Origin of the sequence: Mesorhizobium sp. M2E.F.Ca.ET.219.01.1.1, assembly GCF_004016445.2 — a bacterium.
Taxonomy (GTDB): domain Bacteria; phylum Pseudomonadota; class Alphaproteobacteria; order Rhizobiales; family Rhizobiaceae; genus Mesorhizobium.
Map to the genome: position 1 here is coordinate 1,096,660 of NZ_SADT02000001.1, position 21,243 is coordinate 1,117,902.

Consider the following 21,243-nt stretch of genomic DNA (forward strand, 5'->3'; position numbering starts at 1 on the left):
CGACCAATATGACCGTTTCGCCCTTCGATCATCCGCTGCTTTCCGGCCTGCTCGGCGACGAGGAGGCGGCACGGCATTTCTCCGTCGAAGCCGACATCGATGCGATGCTCGCTTTCGAGCGGGCGCTGGCCGAGGCGGAGGCCGAGTGTGGCGTCATCCCGCGTGAGGCCGAGGCGGCGATCGTGCAAGCTTTGGCCGCCTTCCGGCCGGACACCGCGAAGCTGCGCGCCGGTGTCGCCGGGGATGGCGTCGTGGTGCCGGAACTGGCTCGGCAGATCAAAGCCGCAGTCGGCGCGCCGCACGATGCCTATGTGCATTTCGGCGCCACCAGCCAGGATGTTATCGACACCTCGCTTGTGCTGCGCCTGCGGCAGGCCATCGATCATATCGGCCTGCTGCTTGGTGAAAACGTCGTGCGCCTCACCGGTCTCGAGCTGGAGTTCGGAGAACGTCAGTTCATGGCGATGACGCGCATGCAGCCGGCAATCCCGATCACAGTGACGGATCGGACTACATCCTGGAGGGCGCCGCTCGAACGTCACCAGCAGCGCCTTGCCGAAATGTCCGGCCGTGTGCTGGCGCTGCAATTCGGCGGCGCTGCCGGCACGCTGGACAGGCTCGGCGACAGGGCCGCCGCCGTGCGCACCGCGCTTGCCGGGAAGCTCGGTCTTGCCGATGCGCCGCAATGGCACAGCCAGCGTGACGCGCTGGCCGAGTTCGCCGGCTGGCTGTCGCTGGTGACCGGCAGCCTCGGCAAGTTCGGGCAGGATGTCGCGCTGATGGCGCTGACGGGCTCCGACGTCAAATTGTCCGGTGGCGGCGGCTCGTCGGCCATGCCGCACAAGCAGAACCCGGTGAAGGCGGAGACGCTGGTGGCGCTGGCGCGCTTCAACGCGGTGCAGCTTCCCGGCATGCACCAGGCGCTGGTGCATGAGCAGGAGCGCTCGGGTGCGGCCTGGACGCTGGAGTGGCTGATCCTGCCGCAAATGGTCGTGGCGACGGCGGCCGCGCTCAGGCTTGCCGCCGAGCTTGCCGCGCAGATCGAGAGCCTTGGTCACTGATGCGCACGCAGGTCGTCATCATTGGGTCCGGACCGTCCGGCCTGCTGCTTGGACAGTTGCTCGCCGGCATCGGCGTCGAGACCGTCATTCTCGAACGATCGAGCCGCGAGCATGTGCTTGGGCGGGTGCGCGCCGGCGTGCTGGAACAGGGCACGGTCGACCTGCTCGGCGAAGCAGGCGCGGCGGACCGGCTGCATGCCCAGGGCCTGCCGCATGAAGGCATCTCGCTCGCCTTCGACGGCCGCGCGCATCGCATCGACATGAGCGCGCTCACCGGCGGCAAGCATGTCACCGTCTATGGCCAGACCGAAGTGACGCTCGATCTGATGCAGAAGCGCGAGGCGGCGGGACTCCAGACCGTCTTCGAAACGTCGAATGTCGCGCTGCATGATTTCGATGGGACGTCTCCCTTCGTCACCTACGACAAGGATGGCGCGACGCACCGCATCGATTGCGACTTCATTGCCGGCTGCGACGGCTATCACGGCGTCAGCCGCAAGTCGGTGCCGCAGGGCGCGCTGAAGACGTTCGAGCGGCAGTATCCGTTCGGCTGGCTGGGCGTGCTGGCCGAGGTGCCGCCTGCGGACCATGAGCTGGTCTATGCCAATCACGAGCGCGGCTTCGCGCTCTGCTCGATGCGCTCGCCGCAGCGCAGCCGCTACTATGTGCAGGTTCCCGCCGACGAGCGCGTCGAGGCCTGGTCGGACGACCGCTTCTGGGACGAGCTGCGCAGCCGCCTGCCGGCGCAAATAGCGGAAGCCGTCACCACAGGGCCGTCCTTCGAGAAGTCGATCGCCCCGCTGCGCTCCTTCGTCGCTGAGCCGATGCGCTTCGGAAAACTATTCCTGGTCGGCGATGCCGCCCATATCGTGCCGCCGACCGGCGCCAAGGGCCTCAACCTCGCTGCCAGCGACGTTCGTTATCTCTTTGCTGGGCTTCGCGAATTCTACCGCGAGAGGTCAGAGGCCGGGCTCGACGCCTTCTCGGCCAAGGCGTTGTCGCGTGTGTGGAAAGCGGTGCGCTTTTCCTGGTGGATGACGACGATGCTGCACCGCTTTCCGGAGACCGGCGAGTTCGGCCAACGCATCCAGGAAGCCGAGCTCGACTATCTTGTGCATTCGAAGGCCGCGTCGACGGCGCTCGCGGAAAATTACGTCGGCCTTCCCTATTGATCGGCCGCCGCGCTCAGACGCGTTCGAGCGCGATCGCAATCCCCTGGCCGACGCCGATACACATGGTGGCCAGAGCCAGCTTGCCGCCGCGCTCGCTGAGCTCCAGCGCCGCCGTGCCGGTGATGCGCGCGCCCGACATGCCGAGCGGGTGACCGAGCGCGATCGCGCCGCCGTTCGGATTGACGTGCGCGGCGTCCTCGGCGATGCCGAGCTGGCGCAGCACCGCGATGCCTTGCGAGGCGAAGGCCTCGTTCAATTCGACCACGTCGAACTGCTCGGGCGTCAGGCCGAGGCGGGCGCAAAGCTTGTTCGTGGCCGGGGCGGGGCCAATGCCCATGATGCGCGGCGCCACGCCAGCGACGGCACCACCGAGGATGCGGGCGATCGGCGTCAGGCCATGCTTCCTTGCCGCCGCCTCCGAAGCGATGATGAGGGCGGCCGCGCCGTCATTGACGCCGGATGCGTTGCCGGCGGTCACCGTGCCGCCCTGGCGGAACGGCGTCGGCAGTTTGGCCAGCGTCTCGATGGTGGTGCCTGCGCGCGGATGCTCGTCCTTCGAGACGACGATTGCATCGCCCTTCTTCTGCGGGATCGTCACCGGCGTGATCTCCTTCGCCAGCCGGCCACTCTCTTGCGCGGCCACGGCCTTGTCCTGGCTGCGCACGGCGAAGGCGTCCTGGTCAGCGCGTGAGACGGAAAAATCCTCAGCGACGTTCTCGCCGGTCTCCGGCATGGAATCGACGCCATACTGCTTCTTCATCAGCGGGTTGACGAAGCGCCAGCCGATGGTGGTGTCGTAGATCTCGGCATTGCGCGAGAAAGCTGCGTCGGCCTTCGGCATCACGAAAGGCGCGCGGCTCATCGATTCCACGCCGCCGGCGATCATCAGCTCGGCCTCGCCTGATTTGATGGCGCGCGCGGCGATGGTGACGGCATCCATGCCCGAACCGCACAGGCGGTTGACCGTGGAACCGGGAATGTCCTGCGGGAGGCCGGCAAGAAGCAGCGCCATGCGCGCCACGTTGCGGTTGTCCTCGCCGGCCTGGTTGGCGCAGCCATAGACGACGTCGTCGATTGCGGTCCAGTCGAGATCCTTGTTGCGCTCAACGAGCGCCCGCAACGGGATGGCACCGAGATCGTCGGCGCGCACGGAGGACAGCGAACCGCCGAAGCGGCCGATGGGCGTACGGATATAATCGCAGATGAAGGCTTCAGCCATTTATGCAGCTTTCCCTTTGGCGGTCCCCTGATGCGCCGCCTTGGTGCGGGCCTGCAGGTCGCGCAATGTCTTCAGCTCGAGTTCCGTCGGCGGCGTTGTCTCGTCAAGGGCCTCGGCGAATTTTACGATCCAGCCACAAGTCTCCTGCACCTGCTCGCGGCTGACGCCTGGATGCAGCGACACGACGGTGAACTCCTTGGTCACCGGGTCCGGCTTCCAGATGGCGAGGTCGGTGATCAAAAGCGTCGGGCCGGCGGTGTTAATGCCGAGCCGCCGGCGATGATCGCCGCCTTCGCCATGGCCGAAGGAGGTGAAGAAGTCGATCTTTTCGACCATGCCGCGCTTCGACTGCGCCATGGTGATGTAGACCTGTCTCGACGAGGTGGCGATTTCCGGCGCGCCGCCGCCGCCGGGCAGGCGGGTCTTGGGATGCGCATAGTCGCCGATGACGGTGGTGTTGATGTTGCCGAACTTGTCGAGCTGGGCGGCGCCCAGGAAGCCGATCGAGATACGGCCGCCCTGCAGCCAATAGCGGAACATCTCCGGCACTGCGACGGTGGTGACCGCCGTCTCGCACAATTCGCCGTCGCCGATCGACAGCGGCAAAACGTCGGGCGCGGTACCGATGGTGCCGCTCTCATAGATCAGCGTGATGTCGGGCGCATGCGTCAGCCGCGCGACGTTGCAGGCGGCCGATGGCGCGCCGATGCCGACGAAGCAGACGTCGTCGCTTTTCAAGGCGCGGCTGGCGGCGATCGTCATCATCTCGTTTGGGCTGAAACCCAGATCCTTCGTGTCGCTCATGCGGCTTTCCTCAGATGCTCGACGCGGCTGGCAAAGTCGTCGGCGCTGCTCTCGATAACATTCTTCTGCATCCATGCCTGGAAGCGGTCGCGGTCGGCGGCGATCTCGTCCCATTCGAGATAGGCGGCGTTGTCACGCTCATAATAGCCATGCGTGTAGGAGGGATGCGAGCCGCCCGGCACGACGGAAATCGCCGCAATCGTCCAGCTTGGCAACACGGTGAGGTTGGGGTGGAGGTCGTCGAAATTGTCGACCACCTCCTCGACCGTCACGACCGCGCGCTTTGCCGCCAGCACCGCTTCCTTCTGGATGCCGATGATGCCCTCGACCAGCACATTGCCTTTCCGGTCCGCCTTCTGCGCGTGGACGAAGGTGACGTCGGGCCTTATCGCCGGAACGGCGGCCAGCGCCTCGCCGGTGAAGGGGCAAGTGACCGATTTGATGTTCGGATTGACCGAAGCGAGACCGGCGCCGCGATAGCCGCGGAACACCGCGCAGGGCAAGCCGGCGGCGCCCGCCTCATAGGCGTTGGCCATGCCGGCGTGGCTGTGCTCCTCGACCTCGATCGACCGCGGAAAGCCGTTCTCGATGGCGTCGCGGGCGCGTCGCAGCAGGCCGACGCCCGGATTGCCGACATAGGAGAAGATTATCTTCTTCGCCATGCCCATGCCGATCATCTGGTCGTAGATCAGGTCGGGCGTCATGCGGATGAGAGTGAGGTCGCGAAAGCCCTGGCGGATCGCCTCATGCGCGGCGGCGGTCGGGATCAAATGAGTGAAGCCCTCGAAGGCGACTGTGTCGCCGTCATGCAGGTTTTCCGCGACCGCCTCTCTCAGCGGCAGGAACTTGACCATCTCCAGGCTCCCTAGATTCAAAAAAGTTCGTATTGCGAACATGTGTTTTATATAAGATACTTTTAGCTCCAAACTTTGCCTCGAGTCAACGCTGGCCTGGAGAGGTTCGTGGAAGAGGAATCGATCTCACGCGATCATGTCGGCTCGCTGGAACGGGGCCTCACGGTGATGGAAATCCTCGCGCGCCATCCGGCCGGCATGACGCTGACCGAGATGGCCGAAGAGGCTGACCTGACCCGCGCAGGCGCCCGCCGCTTTCTGCTGACGTTGGTCGCCACGGGTTATGCGACGCAGTCCGGCCGGCTGTTCTCGCTGTCGCCGCGTCTCTTGACCGTCGCGCGGACCTGGCTCGGCGGAGCATCGCTTTGGACCTTCGCCGCGCCCATTATGCGCGAGGTAGCGGGGAAATTCGACGAAGCCTGCAATGCGGCGGTGCTGTCGGGCGAGGACGTCGTCTATGTTGCGCGCATTCCCGGACGGCGAATCTTGAGCGTCGCGCTCGATGTCGGCACCAGGCTGCCGGCCTATTGCACGTCGATGGGGCGCGTGCTGCTTTCCGGCCTGGCGGCGGACGATTTAAAGGCCTTCCTTGCGCAAGCGACCATCGAACGGCGAACGCCGAAGACGATCACCAGCCGGGCCGCGCTCGGCAAGGCCATCGAAAGGGCGAGGGCGGACGGCTTCGCCATCGTCGACGAGGAGCTGGAGCCCGGCCTGCGCTCGATCGCGGTGCCGATCGTCGATCGCGCCGGCCGCACAGTCGCCGCCATCAATGTCTCGACGCAGTCGGCGCGTTTCTCGGTCGAGGCGATGGAGCGCGACATCCTGCCGGTGCTGCGGCAGGCAAAGCAGCGGGTGGAGGAGTTCTTCTTCGTTTAAAGGTCGGTCGAGGCGTGTTGACGCTTCATTTCAGATGCGCTAATGAACAGGACTATACAGGTTCATTGAACAGGTATCGATATGGCCCGTCGCGCGATGCAGCTCTCTCCCGGCACGGGCAAGCCCGAGCAAATCGCGACGGTCCTGGAGCATGAGATCCGCTCCGGCGTGCTCGGCTTCGGCGACCGCCTGCAGAGCGAGAACGAGCTCGTCCAGCGCTTCTCCGTCAGCCGCAACACGATCCGCAAGGGGCTCGAGGAACTGTCGAGCCGGGGCCTTATCACCACCAAGGTCGGCATCGGCTCCTTCGTCACCTTCGACGGCATGCCGGTCGACGACGCGATCGGCTGGTCGCGCGCGCTTGCCAATGCGGGTGCCAATGCCGAGACCCGCACCTTGCGGCTCGAGATCATCGAGGACGCGGAGCTGGCGGCCAGGCTCGGGGTCGAGAGCCCATCCTTCATCGCCGTCGACCGCGCCCGCACCAATGCCGATGACGGCCACGCCATTTCGATCGAGCGCAGCCGCCTGCCGCTATCGCCTGAACTGGAAGACATTCCCCTGCGCGGCCTGCGCGAAGGCACGCTGCACCAGACGCTGCGCGGGGCAGGGCTTATTCCCGATCACGGCGAGGAATGGGTCGACATCGAGATGCTGAGCGCGGCCGACGCCGCGATCCTAGCCTGCGCGCCGGGCACACCGTTCCTGCGCACCCGCCGCCTGACGCGCGCCGCCGACGGACGCGCCATCGAATTCGTCACCAGTCTGCTCAACCCGGCGCATTTCGCGCTGCATCTGGAGTTCTGAGCATGGCGGGGGAGGCGATAGATCGGGCAATGGGCGCGCTGGTCGGCGGGGCGCTTGGCGATGCGCTGGGCATGCCGACGCAGCTTCTGTCGCCGGGCCGCATCGTCGAGCTTTACGGCCATGTCGAGGGTTTCGTCGCGCCTTCCGACGACCATCCGGTGTCGAAGGGGCTGCCGGCCGGCGCGATCACCGACGACACCGAGCAGGCGCTGCTGCTTGGCCGCATCCTGGTCGAGTCCGGCGAGCGTTTCGACCATGCGCGCTGGGTCAACGCGCTGCTTGACTGGGAGCGCGACGTCAAGGCGCGCGGGAGCTACGACCTGCTCGGACCATCGACCAAGCGCGCCATCGATGCCATCAACAGCGGCGTGCCGGCCGAAGAGGCCGGGCGCGGCGGCGACACCAATGGCGCGGCGATGCGCATCGGGCCGGTCGGCATCATGATGCCGCCGGAGCCGCTTGGCGCGCTGGTCGCCAAGGTGGCGGAAACCTGCCGGGCCACGCACAACACATCGATCGCAATAGCTTCCGCTAGTGCCGTTGCCGCCGCTGTCAGCCTCGGCGTCTCGGGCGGCGACTGGCGCGCCGCTTGCGGCCATGCCGTCGCGGCGGCGGGGCTCGGCGCCAGCCTTGGCCATTGGGTCACCGGCGGCGACATCGCCGCCCGTATTGCCTGGGCGCAGGAGCTTGTCCGCGGCAAGGCAGAGAAGGAAGCGATCACGCTGATCGTCGACCTGGTCGGCACCGGCGTCGCCAGCCAGGAATCGGTGCCGGCCGCCTTCGCGGTGCTGGAGGTCGCGCAAGGCGATGCCTGGCGGGCTGCCGTGATTGCCGCCAATCTCGGCGGCGATACCGACACGATCGGGGCGATTGCCGCCGGTATGGCGGGTGCCTGCGCCGGCCTGTCGAAGCTGCCGCAGGATCGCATCGCCGAACTGAAAGGCATCGACATCGCGGAGGTCCGCGCGCTGGCTGCGGATCTGGTCGCGGCACGCGGCTCCAAATCCGGCCCGGGCAAGGAGGACGCCGCATGACCGGGCGGCTCGTCCATGTCGGCAGCGCGGTGGTGGATTACGTCTACCGCATCGATGCGTTGCCGGCGGCCGGCACGGAAAAGACAGCGTCAGCTTACGCCCGCGTCGCCGGCGGCGGCTTCAACATGATGGTCGCGGCAAGCCGCACCGGCATGAAAGTTGTGTTCGGCGGCCAGCTCGGGACCGGGCCGGACGGAGACTTCCTGCGCGCCGCTTTCGCCGCTGAAGGCATCGAGACGCTGACGCCGCCGTCGCCCTTCATGGACAGCGGCAATTGCGTCGCCATGATCAGCGGCGACGCGGAGCGAACCTTCGTCTCCTGGCCGGGCGCCGAGAGCCGGCTAACGCCAGACACGATGAAGCCGGTACAAGCCGTTCCCGGCGATTGGGTTTTCACCTCGGGCTATACGCTGAGCTATCCCGGCAGCCGGGATGCGCTGACCGACTGGATCGAGGCGCTGCCGGCCGGCATTCCTTTCGTCTTCGACCCGACACCGGTGATCGCCGATATTCCGCGCCCGATCCTGGACAGGGTGCTGGCGCGTACGACCTGGTTGAGCTGCAACACCAATGAAGCAGCCGAAATAGCGGGCGCCGGCGACGCCCAGACCGTCGCCATACGATTGCTGGCCGAGCATTGCCCCAGCGCCGAAGGTGTCGTCATCCGCGCCGGCGCGCATGGCTGCCTGGTGCGCATGGCCGATGGCGGCACCCGCGCGGTTCCCGGTTTCAAGGTGGAGGCGGTCGACACGAACGGGGCCGGCGACACGCATATCGGCGCCTTCGTCAGCGCGTTGTCGCGAGGCATGTCGCCCTGCGAGGCGGCCCGGTATGCCAACGCGGCCGCCGCGCTTTCCGTCACCCGCCATGGCGGGTCTTCGGCGCCGACCAATTTCGAAATCCAGGAATTCCTGGCTGAGCGCGGCGAAGCGACGACCGCGCCTGGCCGGGCGGAAGCGACTGCAACTTAACAAGCCCGTCAATCGGGCAAACAATGAGAGGAAATATCATGCGCATGCCCAGACTGACCGCTTTCCTGACGGCCACCGCCGTCTTTGTCTCCGCCTTCACACTGGCCGCACAAGCCGCCGAGGAAGTGCATGTGCTCAACTGGAAAGGCTACGGCGCCGACGAGCCGTGGGCGGTCGCCAATTTCGAGAAGGCGACCGGCTTCAAGGTGGTCAACGACTTCTTCAACTCCGAACAGGAGATGCTGACCAAGATCCGCACCAATCCCGGCCTCTATGACGTCGTCATGATCAACGCCGCCTTCAACGACCAGGCGATGGCCGGCAAGCTGATCCAGCCGATCGACGTCTCGAAGCTTTCCAACTACGCCGACATCGCCAAGGACAAGGCCGGCTCGCCGATGCTCAACCATGACGGCAAGGTCTATGGCGTGCCGTGGGTGTGGGGCCTGACGGCTCTCGCCATCAACGACAAGTCCTTCGACAAGCCGCCGACGAGCATCGCCGAGATGTGGGATCCCGCGCATAAGGGCCGCGTCATCATCCGCGACGACGCCGTCGAGGCGGTGCAGTTCGGCGCGATCGCTTCGGGGCAGAACATCAACGACATCAAGGACATGGACGCGGTCAAGGCGAAGCTCACCTCGCTGATGCCGCAGGTCAAGACCTTCTGGAGCTCTGAGAACGACTGGAACCAGATGGTCGCCTCCAACCAGATCGACATCGGCACCTATTGGAGCGGTTCGGCCGACCGCGCCAAGACGCATTTCAAGCTGCCGGTCTCGCTGGTCATCCCGCAGGAAGGCGCAGTCGCCTGGCTCGACGCCTTCTCGATCCCCGTCGGCTCCAAGAACGTCGCCGGCGCCGAGGCCTTCATCAACTACATGATCGATCCGAAATTCTATGTCGAATGGGTCACCAAGGTCGGCGCGCCGGTTTCGGCCAACACCAAGGCGGTCGACGCGCTGCCCGAGGACGCCTTCAACCGCAAGGTCATGGGCAGCCCGGACGTCGCCAAGCGTATCCAGTTCCAGGCGCCGGTCACCGACGCGCAGCGCGAGAAGTACCTGGCGCTGTGGCAGGAACTGAAGGTCAACGTGAAGTAATCGATGTCTTTCGGGGAGGAGAGGCAGAATGGCTGACCAGCTTGCGATCGGTTCGCGCCGCGGACTGAGGCCGGCCCTGCCGCTTCTCCTTCCGGCCTATCTGTGGCTGACGGTGGCGATCTTCCTGCCGCTGTCGGCCATGGTGTTCTTCTCCTTCATGACCGACCTGCCGCTGGCCGGAAAGGAGTGGTCGTTCACGCTCGGCAATTACGCGGCGTTCTTTTCGCAAAGCCTCTATTCGACGCTCCTCTTCGCGTCGCTGCGGCTCGGCCTCGAAGTGACGCTGTGGTGCGTCGTCATCGGCTATCCGGCGGCCTATGTGCTAGCCAAGGTGCTGAAAGGGCGCAGCCGCGAAGCGATCTTCCTGCTCGTCATCCTGCCCTTCTGGTCGAACGGGCTGGTGCGCATCTTCTCCTGGGCGATGGTGCTGCGCGAAGGCGGCATCCTCGACACAGCGCTCAACGCGGTGCTGCCGTTCAAGATCAACATCGATCTCATGTATTCCTATCCGGCCGTCATCATCGGCCTGGTGCACTCCTATGTGCCCTACATGGTGCTGACCTGTTATCTGACGTTGCAGGCCATCGACGACTCGCTGATCGAGGCGGGGCGTTCGCTCGGCGCATCGCGGCGGCAAGTGCTGTGGCGCGTCATCATCCCGCTGTCGATGCCAGGGCTGATCGCCGGTGCCGCGCTTATCTTCGTACCGGTCGTCGGCTCTTTCATGGAGCCGCGCATCCTCGGCGGCCGCACCGGCACTTTCTACGGCACGGTCATCGAGGACCAGTTTGTCGCCGTCTTCAACTGGCCGCTGGGCGCAGCACTTTCCTTCATCCTGCTCGCCGTCGTGCTGATCATTCTGGCGCTGGCCGCGCCCGTCCTACGGAGGGCCGGCTGATGGCGACGACGCGCATGCTCGAAGGGCTCGGGCGCTTCTACATCGCGCTTTTGCTCGGCTTCCTCTATTTGCCGATCATCATCATGGCTGCGATGTCCTTCAATGCCTCGCCCTTCTACCAATTGCCGTTCGAGTGGACGACGGACTGGTACGCCTCCCTCTGGCAGAACGACCAGTTGATCGCGGCGACCTGGAACAGCATCGAGATCGCGGTCATCACCACTTTGATCTCGACGGTGCTTGGCTCGATGGCCTCGCTCGCGCTCTATCGCTACGAGTTCCGCGGCAAGAAAGTCCTGCAAGCGCTGCTCTTCCCGCCGATCGCCATTCCGTGGCTGATCACCGGCACGGCGATGCTGATCTTCTTCTTCGGCGTCGGCATCGGGCGAGGTCTGGTGGCCATCCTGCTCGGCCATGTCGCGCTGGCGCTGCCTTATGTGATCGTCGTCGTCTCGGCGCGGCTGCAGACCTTCGCGCCTGAACTGGAAGAGGCGGCGCGCTCGCTCGGCGCCAACCAGTGGCAGGTGACCATGCGGGTGACCTTGCCCTGGATCATGCCCGGTGTGATCGCCGGCGGGCTGTTCGCCTTCGCCGTGTCGTTCGACCAGTTCGTGGTCTCCTACTTTCTGTCGACGCCCGGCCAGACGACGCTGCCGGTTGAGATCTATGCCGCGATCCGCAAAGGCTTCACGCCCGAGATCAACGCGGTCTCGACGATCATCATTGTGGTGTCGATGGCGCTGATGCTGCTCACGGCGCGCTTCTTCAAATTCGGCGGAGAGAAATAATGGCTGGCGTCCAGGTCGCGAACGTCTCCCGCAGCTTCGGCGCGCACAAGGCGCTGGATGATGTCTCGATCGATTTCGCCGATGGCGGATTCTATGCGCTGCTCGGGCCGTCCGGCAGCGGCAAGACCACGCTGCTCAGGCAGATTGCCGGCTTCGATTTTCCCGATAGCGGCCGCATCGCCATCGGCGGCGAAAGCGTCGAGCGCGTGCCGGTCGAGAAGCGGCGCATCGGCATGGTGTTCCAGAACTATGCGCTGTTTCCCAATATGAGCGTCGCCGACAATATCGCCTTCGGCCTTTCGGTGCGTGGTGAACCTAAGGCGACGATCGCGACAGAGGTTCAGCGCGCGCTCGATCTGGTGCAGCTAGGCAAGCTCGGCGGGCGCAAGCCGCACCAGCTTTCCGGCGGCCAGCGCCAGCGCGTGGCGCTGGCGCGGGCCATCGTCACCAAGCCGCGCGTGCTGTTGCTCGACGAGCCGCTCGGCGCGCTCGACAAGGCGCTGCGCGTCGACATGCAGATCGAGCTGAAGCGCATCCAGCGCGAGATCGGCATCACCACCATCTTCGTCACCCACGACCAGGAAGAGGCGCTGACGATGAGCGACCGGATCGGCATCCTGCGCGACGGCCGCCTGGTGCAGGAGGGACCGCCCGAGGAAATCTACGACCGGCCGCAAAGCGAGTTCGCCGCGACCTTTCTCGGCGACGCCAACATCTTTCGCGGCGATGCGACCGGCTCGGGGATCAAGCTTCCGGATGGCACAACGATCGCGGCTTCGACAGGCGCGTCGGTGCCGGCGGGCGCCAAGGCGAGCTGCGCGGTTCGGCCCGAGCGCATCCGGATTGCGACCGGCGCGGCAAAGCCCGATCCAGCCAACGCCAATATGCTCACGGGACAGGTCTCGAAGCGCATCTTCGCCGGCAACAACAGCACCTATTTCGTCGACCGCGATGGCCAGGCGCTGAAGGTGATCGTCCAAAACACCGGCGCCGAGCGGCTGGCCGAGGGCCAGCCGGTGGTGCTCAGCTGGTCGCCGGATAGCACGGTGCTGATCGCGGCCGCCTGATCTCGCTGATGGGAAATGATGGCGCGGGCCTTGGCTGAGGCCCGGAGCATCGCGTTATATCCAGTCCTCGACGGGAGGAATGGATGGCGAGTACGGGTTTCGAGCCGGATGTGAAGGTCCGGGTCAAGGACTACCGGATCGGCTGTATCGGCGCCGGCATGATCATGGCCGAATGCCATCTCGCTGCCTATGCGCAAGCTGGCTTTCCGGTGGTGGCGATCGCTTCCCGAACCAGGGCGAATGCCGGGAAGGTGGCGGATCGCTGGCATATCCCGACCGTCCACGACACGCCGGAGCAATTGATCGAGGACATCAGCGTCGAGATCGTCGACCTTGCCTTTCCTCCCGACCAGCAACCGGCGCTGATCCGCCATGCCCTGAAGGAGCCGCACATCAAGGCGATCCTGGCGCAGAAGCCGCTGGCGCTCACGGTCGAGGAAGCGGTCAGGCTGCGCGACGAGGCGGCTGCCTCCGGCAAGATTCTCTCGGTCAACCAGAACATGCGCTACGACCAATCGATGCGCGTGTTGAAGCAGATCATCGGCAGCGGCGCGCTTGGCGAGATCGTCTTTGCCGAGATCGACATGCACGCGATCCCGCACTGGCAGACATTCCTGGCCGATTACGACCGGCTGACGCTCGCCAATATGAGCGTGCATCATCTCGACGTGCTGCGCTTCCTGTTCGGCGATCCCGACGAGATCACCACGCTGACGCGCAAGGACCCGCGCACGAAATTCGACCATTCCGACGGCATTACCGTTTCGACATTGCGCTTTCCGTCCGGCGTGCTCGCGGTATCGCTGGAGGATGTCTGGTCCGGTCCGCGCCAGGAAGGCTACGACGACGACCAGCACATCGCCTGGCGCGTCGACGGCACCAAGGGCGTTGCCAAGGGCACGATCGGCTGGCCGAAGGGCATCGCCTCGACGCTGACCTATGCCTCGACCGAGACGACGGGCGGGAAATGGGTCAGCCCAAGCTGGGAGACGATGTGGTTCCCGCACGCCTTCATCGGCGTCATGGAACAGCTGCAATATGCGCTGAAGACCGGAACGCCGCCGGCGCTGTCGGTCGCCGACAACGTCAAGACCATGGCGCTGGTCGAGGCCGGCTACCGCTCGATGGCGGAGGGCCGCACCGTCAGGCTGTCCGAAATCCGCGTCGACTGAGGCAGCCGAAAGACGCGGCAACTGAATCGCTTACCCGGAGGACTTCACCTCATGATGCAGGCAGGTATCTTCACAGGCTATTTCCCCTACGGTTTGGAGGAATCGGCAAGACGCATCCGGGCGCTCGGATTCAACACCGTGCAGCTCGACCTGCATTTCAAGGACATCGACCTGTCGGCCGGGCAGATCACCAAGGACAAGGCGAGGAAGGTGCGCGACACGTTTCGCGACCATAACCTGCCGGTCTGCTGCGTGTCCGGCTACACCAATATCATCCATCCGGACAAGGGAGAGCGGGACCGGCGGCTTGCCTATCTCAAGGAGATCATCCGTAACGCGCGCGACTTCGGCTCGCCTTACGTGATCTCCGAGACTGGTACCTTCAACACCGAGTCCGACTGGGTGCATCATCCCAAGAACAAGACCGAGGAAGGCTTCGAGGAATGCCGCAAGGTGATCTCCAACCTCGCGCAGACGGCTTACGATCACGGCGCGGTGTTCCTGCTCGAGACCTATGTCAACAATGTCGTCGGCTCGGTCGAGGAGACGGTGAGAATGTTCGCGCAGGTCGACCATCCCGGACTTGGTCTTTTGATGGACCCGACCAATTATTTCGAGGCGCATAACATCGACCGTATGGATCAGGTGCTGAACCAGGTGTTCGATACGCTGACCGACAAGATCAGGATCGCGCATGCCAAGGACGTGAAGCGTTCGGGCAGCGACAAGACGGAAAAGCATGCCGATATCGGCGACGCGGACGCGCATGAGGGGCTGACGTTCCGCGGCGTCGGCGAGATCGAATTGCCGGCGCCGGGGCTGGGCGCGCTGAACTACGACCTCTACCTCAAGCGGCTCAGCGAGAAGCATCCGAACATCCCGGTGATCATCGAGCATCTGACCGAGGACGACGTGCCGCGCGCCAAGAGATTCCTCGACGGCAAATTCCGCGCGAACGGGCTTTGATTGCGGGGAGGGATGATGACGGCGGCCTCCAGCACCAAGCGCGACTACAGCCTTGTCGGCGAAAGCACGCGCCGGGCGATCGAGACCGGGCTCGCCTCGGCCGAGTGGTATCACACGGATGTACCGCGCAAGACTATGAAGGAATTGATGCAGCGCTCGGACGGGCCGGCGATCCGCGACACCATCATCTGGGTCGTCGCGATCCTGGGCTCGGCGGCCGGCACCGTCTGGTTCTGGGGCACGTGGTGGGTCGTGCCGTTCCTGTTCGTCTATGGCGTGCTCTACGGCTCGTCGAGCGACTCGCGTTGGCACGAATGCGGCCATGGCACCGCCTTCCGAACGCGCTGGATGAACGACGTCGTCTATCACATCGCTTCCTTCATGCTGATGCGCAATCCGGTGCAGTGGCGCTGGAGCCATGCGCGCCACCACACCGACACCATCATCGTCGGCCGCGACGCCGAGATCGCGGTGATGCGGCCGCCGGACCTCCTCAAGGCGGCTTTGGCCTTCACCGGCATCCTCGATTTCCGCTACTCGCTGCCGACGCTGGTGCGCCAGGCCTTCGGCACATTGTCGGATGACGAGAAGAGCTACATCCCGCAGATGGAGCAGCACAAGGCGGTGATCGCGGCGCGCTGGCACATGGTGGTCTATGCCGCGACGATCGCTGTCGCGATCGCGCTTGGATCATGGATACCGCTGGTGCTGATCGGCCTGCCGCGCCTCTACGGCACCTGGCACATGGTGCTGACCGGCCTGCTGCAGCATATCGGGCTCGCCGACAACGTCACCGACCATCGGCTGAACACGCGCACCGTCTACATGAACCCAGTCAGCCGGTTCATCTACTGGAACATGAACTATCATGTGGAGCATCACATGTTCCCGATGGTGCCTTATCACGCGCTTCCGAAGCTGCATGAGCTGATCAAGCACGATCTGCCGGTGGCGAACCCGTCGATGTGGCACGCCTATCGCGAGGTCTGGCCGGTTCTGCTCAGGCAGCTGAAATACGAGGATTTTTACCTCAAGCGCGAATTGCCGCCGACTGCCAAGCCCTATCGCGGCGAGTTCCATGATCTCGACATAACGGCCGCGGCCGCCGAATAGGCGACGCGGGCAACTCGGAGACAGACGATGGCGGACTGGGTCGAAGCATGCGCGGTCGACGACGTGGACGGGGAGGATGTGATCCGCTTCGACCACGGCGGCCGCAGCTTCGCGATCTACCGTTCGCCTGACGATCAGTTCTTCGCCACCGATGGCTTCTGCACGCACGAACAAGCGCATCTCGCCGACGGGCTGGTGATGGACGACATCATCGAATGCCCGAAGCACAATGGCCGCTTCAACTACAAGACCGGCCAGGCCAAGGGCGCGCCGGTCTGCGTCAACCTCAGAACCTTTCCGGTCAAGGTCGAGGCCGGTAAGGTGATGATCGATATCGGCTGACAGCAACGCGCCGCAACACATAGAGGGAACCGAAGTCCGATGAGCCGAAAGAGACCGACCGTCGCCGATCTGCGCGCCATGAAGGGCAAGCGGCAATTGACCATGCTGCGCGTGCTGACGCTGGAGGAAGCCGAGGCCGCCGAGCGCGCCGGCATCGATATCGTCTCGGTGCCGCCGGAATTGGTGCTCAATCCGCAGTACCGCGACGCGGCGCCCAGCCTCTTCACCATGCCCGGCGAGAATTTCTTCGAAATCGGCACGGCGGACGATTTCCTGCGATGGTCGTTCCGGCTCTACAAGGCCGGCGCCGACGCGGTCTATTGCAGCGCCGGCTACGCCACGATCAAGCGCATGGCCGACGATGCCATTCCGGTGATCGGCCATGTCGGCCTCATTCCTTCCCGCGCGACCTGGACGGGAGGCTTCAAGGCGGTCGGCAAGACCGCCGACACCGCCATGCAGGTCTTCGAGGCGGTCAAGCAGCTGGAAGCCGCCGGCGCCATCGGCGCCGAGATCGAAGTGGTGCCGGTGGAGGTGGCGAAGGCGATCTCCGAGCGCACTTCGCTGATCATGCTGTCGATGGGCGCCGGCAGGGGCTGCGACGCGCAATATCTGTTTGCCGAGGATATTCTCGGCGCCAATCGCGGTCACTTGCCGCGCCACTCAAAGGTCTATCGCAACTTCGCCGCCGAATATGACCGGCTGCAGCAGGAGCGCATCGCCGCGTTTTCCGAATATATCGCCGACGTCAACAGCGGCGCCTATCCCGAAGACAGGCATATCGTGCGTATGGATCCGGACGAGCTCACCCTCTTCATGAGGAAGGTGGACGCAAAGCCCTGAAGCAAGAGTCGAAAAGCTTCAGCCCGTTGCCGGAGGGCCTTGCCAAATTCCGCTGGCGAGAGCAGCGTAAAGCGCCTCGGCATCGATGCCGAGCGGCCTGTCTTCCTTCAGCGTCGCCACATGCGAGCGCACGGCCGTGTGGATTGCGCCGGTGGCCGGCGCGAGCGTGGCGCCCTCGCGCAAATCGATGGCCTGCGCTGCCGCCATCAGCTCGAAGGCGATCAGCCGCCGCCACAGCACGATCATCTCGGCGCATTTCGCGACGGCGAGCGGCGTCTGCGTGGCGTGATCCTCGACGCCCTCGGACACGGGCAGGAAATCGAGCATCACCGGATTGGCCTTGTGGCGGATGGCGGCCAGGATCGCCGTCACCGTCTTCTGCAGCGGCACGAAGCCCGCCGAGGCGCCGCCGACCGGTGAGAGATATTTCGGCAGGCCGTGCCGGGTCGAGCCGGTGAGCTGGACGAAGCGGGCGGCTGAAGCCGCCGCGCATTGCGCGATCGCCAGGCCGAGCGTCTCGAAGGCGAGCGCCAGCGATGCGGTGTGGAAATTGCCGGTCGACATGACCAGCTCATCCTCGGCAAGCACCAGCGGATTGTCGGCGGCGGCGTTGAGCTCGATCTCGACCGCAAGCCTCGCATGGTCGATCGCCTGGATCAGCGCGCCGTGGATCGAGGGCATGCAGCGGATCGACAGCGGATCCTGGATGGTCGTCGGCGCCGGCGCCTCATCGCGCGCCAAGAGGTCGCGCAGCGCCTTTGCCGCAAGCTGCTGACAGGCGCCCGGACGCGCTTGGTGCTGGCGCGCATCGAGGATGGTGCGGTTGGCGCCGATGCCTTCCATCGTCAGCGCGCCGGCCTGCTGCTGCTGGTCGAGCGCCGACAGCGCGTCGGTCAGCGCCAGCGCTCCGGTCCCGGTGGAAACCGCCGAGGCGTTGATCAGGGAAAGCCCGTCCTTCGGCGAGAGCGTGACGGGCGCCAGCCGCGCCATCATCAGCGCCTTGGCGGCAGGCATGCGGCGGCCCTGGTATTCGGCTTCGCCGTCGCCGATCAGCATGCGGGCGATCGCCGTCATCAGCAGGAGGTCGCCGGCGCCGATCGAGCCCAGCGACGGCATCACCGGATGCACGCCGGCATTGAGCGCCTCCACCAGCGCCGTAAACACGCGCGGCGACAGGCCCGAGCCGCCGGAAGCGAGCATCGCAAGGCGGGCGAACATCGCCGCCCGCACCACCGGCACCGGCAGGGCCTCGCCGACCGCGGCGCTGCGGCCTTCGATCAGCTGGCGCTGGAAGGCGCTCGCGTCGCCTTCGACCGCGGTGATGAGATTGGCACCGAGGCCGGTGTTCAGCCCATAGATCTGCTGGCCGCCGGCCGCTGCGGCATCGAGGACCTGGCGAGCCTTGTTGAGCTTTTCGAGGACACCAGCCGTGACCTCGACCTTGCAAGCATTGCGCGCGGCGGCAAGCACATCCTCGATGCTGACGCCGGCGCCGGTGAGTACGAGCGGGCTCATGCGAAGCGCAGCCTTTGGCCAATGCCGTTTTCGCCGGCCTTGGCGAGCATGGCCTTGCCGAGCGCAATGTCGGAGAGCGAGAGGCCGCGATGCCAGAACAGGATCGTCTCGCCATCGCTCTGCCGGCCTGGCTTGAGGCCGGCCGCGATCTGGCCAAGCTCGGCGTGCAAAGTCGCCTCGCTCAGCCGTCCGGTCTCGACATGGGCGCGCAGCGAGCCGAACTTGCCGCCCTTGCACTGGCCCCAGTCGTCGACGACGATCTTCTGCATGATATCGGTGAGCGACAGCTCGACGGCGCTCATCGTGCCATAGGGCACCACCAGCGCGCCGCGCTTGATCCATTCGGTCTTGAGCAGTGGCTGCGGTTCCGGCAGCCGCGAGGCCTCGACGACGATGTCGGCGCCTTCGACGCAGCTTTTCCAGTCGGCCACGGCCAGGACCGGCTTGCCGAGATCGGCGGCCAGCTTCGCGGCAAAGCTGTCGCGGCTTTCGGGCCGGCGCGAATGGACGCGGATCTCGTCGAAGTCGAAAAGATGGTCGAGCAGCCGCACGTTCCAATAGGCGGTGCCGCGCGCGCCGATATGGGCGAGCACTTTTGACGACTTCTTCGCCAGATGCTTGGCGCCGATGGCGGTGACGGCGCCGGTGCGCATGTCGGTGATGACGGTGGCGTCGAGGATGGCGCGCGGCGTGCCGGTGCGCGGATCGAAAAGATTGAGGATGCCGAACTCGGACGGCAGGCCGTGCATGTAGTTGTCGACATAGTCGCCGACGATCTTCACGCCGGCGGCGTCGAGTGGCGCCACATAGCCGCGAAGCACGTTGAAGTGGCCGTGGAAGGAGGGATCCGGCTCGAGATGGACACGCGGCTCGATAACGGTCTGGCCGTTGCCCTGCGCGACGAGCCCGGCCTCGACGGCGCCGATGATCTCGGCGTCGGTCATGGCAAGCGCTTCGATGTCGAGAGCGTTGAGGTAGTCGATGTAGATAGGCTTCATGCGTTTCCCTCGGTCGGCCCGCGCTCTTCCATAACAGGCGGAGAGGCGACACGAAAGTTTGTTGGATAAGCTCTGGACTGGACCGGGCTTATGCTGTTCAACCACCGCGTCATGACCAGCATCCCCGACAACGCAGCCGTGTCCCCGTCCGCAAATTCCGCACGTCAGGCGCGTCGTGTCGCGCTGATCGTGGCGGTCGCCTTCTTCATGCATATGCTGACCATGGCGGTGTTCGTGCCGCTGTCGGCCTGGCTTGCCGACCGTTTTGGCGCGCGCAATATTTTCCTCCTGGCGATGGCGCTGTTCACGCTGGCCTCGGTTGCTTGCGGGTTTTCGCAGAGCCTGACCCAGTCGTCGCCGCCCGCATCGTGCAGGGCCTGGGCAGCGCGCTGATGACGCCGGTCGGCCGCATCCTGGTGCTGCGCAACGCCGAGAAATCCGAATTGATCGCCGCGACGGCGCTGATAACCTAGCCGGCTTTGTTCGCGCCGGTGGTCGGGCCGGTGCTTGGCGGCTTCATCACGACCTATCTCTCCTGGCACTGGAACTTCTTCATCAACGCGCCGCTGGGGCTGGCCGGGCTTGCGCTGGTCGCCCGCTTCGTGCCGGGCGACCGCGATTCCGAGGCCAAGCCATTCGATTGGCCGGGCTTTTTCCTCACCTCGCTCGGGCTTGCAGTGATGCTTTACGGGCTCGAACGCCTCGCGCATCCCGAGAACGGCTTGTTGCCGACGGTAGGCTCCATCGGCATTGGCATCATGATCGGCTGGCTCGCCGTTCGCCACCTCTTGCAGGCTCGGCATCCGCTGCTCGACCTTTCGGCCTTCAAGGTGCTGACCTTCGCGATCTCGACGCTTGCCGCGGGCACGGTCTTCCGCGTCGCGATCAACGCCACGCCCTTCCTGCTGCCGCTGCTGTTCCAGGTCGGCTTCGGCCTGAGTCCAGTCGATGCCGGCCTGTTGGTGCTGGCCTATTTCCTCGGCAATCTCGGCATGAAGACGGTGACGACGCCGACGCTCAGGCGCTTCGGCTTCCGCACCGTGATGGTGGTGAATGGGTCGATCGCGTCGCTGGCGATCATGGCCTGCGGAGCGATCTCGCCGCAGACGTCTCAGGTGGCGCTGATGCTGGTCGCCGGTCTCACGCGCTCGATGCAATTCACAGCGCTGAACACGCTCGCCTTCGCCGATATCGGCGCGCCGCAGCGGAGCTCGGCGGCGACGCTGTCCTCGATGCTGCAGCAGATATCGATGCTGTTCGGCGTGGCGATCGCGGCGGCGATCCTCAATTTGTCGCAGATATTCAGGGGCGAAGCCTTGCCCGACCTCGTCGACTTCAGAATCACCTTCGTCGCGATCGGCCTGCTCGGTCTCGCCGCGGCGATGCGCTTCCTGGTGCTGCCGGCCAACGCCGGCGCCGAGGTTTCGGGGCATTCGACGAACAATTGAGGTCGCGCCGGGGGATTTCGCGGACTCAAATTGCGCCGGCCGCGCTGCCTTCGAACGGGCTCTTCCGCCGGCCGCGCGATCGAGGTAACGGATTGCCAAAAGCTCAAGAGTTTCCGTCTATTGCGCCAGTTGCGGCAATCGATGCGTCCACTCGGAAAATAGTCGGAGAGGCGCGGTTCTTGAACGTGG

General features: G+C 65.2%; 20 protein-coding genes and 1 pseudogene. 16 read left to right on the forward strand and 5 right to left on the reverse strand.

The features are described from left to right. The first annotated feature begins 8 nt into the window (after positions 1-8). Positions 9-1,061 (forward strand): 3-carboxy-cis,cis-muconate cycloisomerase, encoded by a 1,053-nt coding sequence (locus EN862_RS05200; protein WP_127868663.1) that lies wholly within the window; start codon positions 9-11, stop codon positions 1,059-1,061. Then, the gene (pobA, locus tag EN862_RS05205) at positions 1,061-2,233 is read left to right on the forward strand and encodes a 4-hydroxybenzoate 3-monooxygenase (protein ID WP_127868664.1); all 1,173 of its coding nucleotides are present in this window, start codon (positions 1,061-1,063) and stop codon (positions 2,231-2,233) included. The genes EN862_RS05200 and pobA overlap by 1 nt, the downstream gene beginning before the upstream one ends. A gap of 13 nt (positions 2,234-2,246) precedes the next feature. On the opposite strand, the gene pcaF is transcribed toward pobA, so the two are convergent. From pcaF to EN862_RS05220, 3 genes are read right to left on the reverse strand one after another with little or no spacing between them, the layout of a single operon-like run. Next, entirely contained in the window at positions 2,247-3,452 is a 1,206-nt protein-coding gene (pcaF, locus tag EN862_RS05210) for a 3-oxoadipyl-CoA thiolase (RefSeq protein WP_127868665.1), read from the reverse strand. Further along, positions 3,453-4,256: a CoA-transferase subunit beta gene (locus EN862_RS05215; protein WP_127868666.1), complete on the reverse strand. Its 804-nt coding sequence runs from the start codon at positions 4,254-4,256 to the stop codon at positions 3,453-3,455. It abuts the gene before it with no gap. After that, the gene (locus EN862_RS05220; protein WP_127868667.1) at positions 4,253-5,110 is read right to left on the reverse strand and encodes a CoA transferase subunit A; all 858 of its coding nucleotides are present in this window, start codon (positions 5,108-5,110) and stop codon (positions 4,253-4,255) included. Before EN862_RS05220 ends, EN862_RS05215 begins: the two co-directional genes overlap by 4 nt. A gap of 108 nt (positions 5,111-5,218) precedes the next feature. Between EN862_RS05220 and EN862_RS05225 the strand changes: the two genes are divergently transcribed. From EN862_RS05225 to EN862_RS05285, 13 genes are all read left to right on the forward strand, one after another. Continuing rightward, positions 5,219-5,989, forward strand: coding sequence for an IclR family transcriptional regulator C-terminal domain-containing protein (locus EN862_RS05225; protein ID WP_127868668.1), 771 nt, complete (start codon positions 5,219-5,221; stop codon positions 5,987-5,989). A gap of 81 nt (positions 5,990-6,070) precedes the next feature. Continuing rightward, positions 6,071-6,796 (forward strand): GntR family transcriptional regulator, encoded by a 726-nt coding sequence (locus EN862_RS05230; protein ID WP_127868669.1) that lies wholly within the window; start codon positions 6,071-6,073, stop codon positions 6,794-6,796. Between the two features lie 2 nt (positions 6,797-6,798). Then, complete coding sequence (locus EN862_RS05235) at positions 6,799-7,830, forward strand: ADP-ribosylglycohydrolase family protein (protein ID WP_127868670.1); 1,032 nt, start codon at positions 6,799-6,801, stop codon at positions 7,828-7,830. Further along, positions 7,827-8,801 (forward strand): PfkB family carbohydrate kinase, encoded by a 975-nt coding sequence (locus tag EN862_RS05240; protein ID WP_127868671.1) that lies wholly within the window; start codon positions 7,827-7,829, stop codon positions 8,799-8,801. Before EN862_RS05235 ends, EN862_RS05240 begins: the two co-directional genes overlap by 4 nt. 38 nt (positions 8,802-8,839) lie before the next feature. Beyond that, positions 8,840-9,904, forward strand: a complete 1,065-nt coding sequence (locus tag EN862_RS05245; RefSeq protein WP_127868672.1) for an ABC transporter substrate-binding protein — start codon at positions 8,840-8,842, stop codon at positions 9,902-9,904. Positions 9,905-9,932: 28 nt separating this feature from the next. Continuing rightward, the gene (locus EN862_RS05250; protein WP_127868673.1) at positions 9,933-10,802 is read left to right on the forward strand and encodes an ABC transporter permease; all 870 of its coding nucleotides are present in this window, start codon (positions 9,933-9,935) and stop codon (positions 10,800-10,802) included. Next, positions 10,802-11,590 (forward strand): ABC transporter permease, encoded by a 789-nt coding sequence (locus EN862_RS05255; RefSeq protein WP_127868674.1) that lies wholly within the window; start codon positions 10,802-10,804, stop codon positions 11,588-11,590. The genes EN862_RS05250 and EN862_RS05255 overlap by 1 nt, the downstream gene beginning before the upstream one ends. Further along, on the forward strand, positions 11,590-12,657 hold the full coding sequence (locus EN862_RS05260) for an ABC transporter ATP-binding protein (protein WP_127868675.1): 1,068 nt from the start codon (positions 11,590-11,592) through the stop codon (positions 12,655-12,657). The genes EN862_RS05255 and EN862_RS05260 overlap by 1 nt, the downstream gene beginning before the upstream one ends. Before the next feature lie 83 nt (positions 12,658-12,740). Beyond that, positions 12,741-13,829 carry a Gfo/Idh/MocA family oxidoreductase gene (locus EN862_RS05265; protein WP_127868676.1) on the forward strand — a complete coding sequence of 363 codons (1,089 nt, stop codon included), beginning with the start codon at positions 12,741-12,743 and terminating at the stop codon, positions 13,827-13,829. Between the two features lie 51 nt (positions 13,830-13,880). Further along, a complete protein-coding gene (locus EN862_RS05270; protein ID WP_127868677.1) occupies positions 13,881-14,795 on the forward strand; it encodes a sugar phosphate isomerase/epimerase in 915 nt (304 codons plus the stop codon). A gap of 15 nt (positions 14,796-14,810) precedes the next feature. Next, positions 14,811-15,908, forward strand: coding sequence for a fatty acid desaturase family protein (locus EN862_RS05275; RefSeq protein ID WP_189400934.1), 1,098 nt, complete (start codon positions 14,811-14,813; stop codon positions 15,906-15,908). Positions 15,909-15,935: 27 nt separating this feature from the next. After that, on the forward strand, positions 15,936-16,250 hold the full coding sequence (locus tag EN862_RS05280; protein WP_127868679.1) for a MocE family 2Fe-2S type ferredoxin: 315 nt from the start codon (positions 15,936-15,938) through the stop codon (positions 16,248-16,250). A gap of 39 nt (positions 16,251-16,289) precedes the next feature. Next, positions 16,290-17,093, forward strand: a complete 804-nt coding sequence (locus EN862_RS05285; protein WP_127868680.1) for a 3-methyl-2-oxobutanoate hydroxymethyltransferase — start codon at positions 16,290-16,292, stop codon at positions 17,091-17,093. An 18-nt stretch (positions 17,094-17,111) separates the two neighbouring features. On the opposite strand, the gene hutH is transcribed toward EN862_RS05285, so the two are convergent. Together hutH and EN862_RS05295 are read right to left on the reverse strand one after the other, a co-directional pair. Further along, a complete protein-coding gene (gene hutH, locus EN862_RS05290; protein ID WP_127868681.1) occupies positions 17,112-18,608 on the reverse strand; it encodes a histidine ammonia-lyase in 1,497 nt (498 codons plus the stop codon). Next, positions 18,605-19,606: an ornithine cyclodeaminase family protein gene (locus tag EN862_RS05295; RefSeq protein ID WP_127868682.1), complete on the reverse strand. Its 1,002-nt coding sequence runs from the start codon at positions 19,604-19,606 to the stop codon at positions 18,605-18,607. Before EN862_RS05295 ends, hutH begins: the two co-directional genes overlap by 4 nt. Positions 19,607-19,717: 111 nt before the next feature. On the opposite strand from EN862_RS05295, the pseudogene EN862_RS05300 reads away from it, so the two are divergent. Continuing rightward, positions 19,718-21,054, forward strand: a pseudogene (locus EN862_RS05300) (MFS transporter). Positions 21,055-21,243 lie beyond the last annotated feature (189 nt).

Coding starts and splice junctions, on each gene's coding strand:
- EN862_RS05200 (WP_127868663.1), top strand. CDS start 9: ATGACCGTTTCGCCCTTCGATCATCCGCTGCTTTCCGGCCTGCTCGGC.
- pobA (WP_127868664.1), top strand. CDS start 1,061: ATGCGCACGCAGGTCGTCATCATTGGGTCCGGACCGTCCGGCCTGCTG.
- pcaF (WP_127868665.1), bottom strand. CDS start 3,452: ATGGCTGAAGCCTTCATCTGCGATTATATCCGTACGCCCATCGGCCGC.
- EN862_RS05215 (WP_127868666.1), bottom strand. CDS start 4,256: ATGAGCGACACGAAGGATCTGGGTTTCAGCCCAAACGAGATGATGACG.
- EN862_RS05220 (WP_127868667.1), bottom strand. CDS start 5,110: ATGGTCAAGTTCCTGCCGCTGAGAGAGGCGGTCGCGGAAAACCTGCAT.
- EN862_RS05230 (WP_127868669.1), top strand. CDS start 6,071: ATGGCCCGTCGCGCGATGCAGCTCTCTCCCGGCACGGGCAAGCCCGAG.
- EN862_RS05235 (WP_127868670.1), top strand. CDS start 6,799: ATGGCGGGGGAGGCGATAGATCGGGCAATGGGCGCGCTGGTCGGCGGG.
- EN862_RS05240 (WP_127868671.1), top strand. CDS start 7,827: ATGACCGGGCGGCTCGTCCATGTCGGCAGCGCGGTGGTGGATTACGTC.
- EN862_RS05245 (WP_127868672.1), top strand. CDS start 8,840: ATGCGCATGCCCAGACTGACCGCTTTCCTGACGGCCACCGCCGTCTTT.
- EN862_RS05250 (WP_127868673.1), top strand. CDS start 9,933: ATGGCTGACCAGCTTGCGATCGGTTCGCGCCGCGGACTGAGGCCGGCC.
- EN862_RS05255 (WP_127868674.1), top strand. CDS start 10,802: ATGGCGACGACGCGCATGCTCGAAGGGCTCGGGCGCTTCTACATCGCG.
- EN862_RS05260 (WP_127868675.1), top strand. CDS start 11,590: ATGGCTGGCGTCCAGGTCGCGAACGTCTCCCGCAGCTTCGGCGCGCAC.
- EN862_RS05265 (WP_127868676.1), top strand. CDS start 12,741: ATGGCGAGTACGGGTTTCGAGCCGGATGTGAAGGTCCGGGTCAAGGAC.
- EN862_RS05270 (WP_127868677.1), top strand. CDS start 13,881: ATGATGCAGGCAGGTATCTTCACAGGCTATTTCCCCTACGGTTTGGAG.
- EN862_RS05275 (WP_189400934.1), top strand. CDS start 14,811: ATGACGGCGGCCTCCAGCACCAAGCGCGACTACAGCCTTGTCGGCGAA.
- EN862_RS05280 (WP_127868679.1), top strand. CDS start 15,936: ATGGCGGACTGGGTCGAAGCATGCGCGGTCGACGACGTGGACGGGGAG.
- EN862_RS05285 (WP_127868680.1), top strand. CDS start 16,290: ATGAGCCGAAAGAGACCGACCGTCGCCGATCTGCGCGCCATGAAGGGC.
- hutH (WP_127868681.1), bottom strand. CDS start 18,608: ATGAGCCCGCTCGTACTCACCGGCGCCGGCGTCAGCATCGAGGATGTG.
- EN862_RS05295 (WP_127868682.1), bottom strand. CDS start 19,606: ATGAAGCCTATCTACATCGACTACCTCAACGCTCTCGACATCGAAGCG.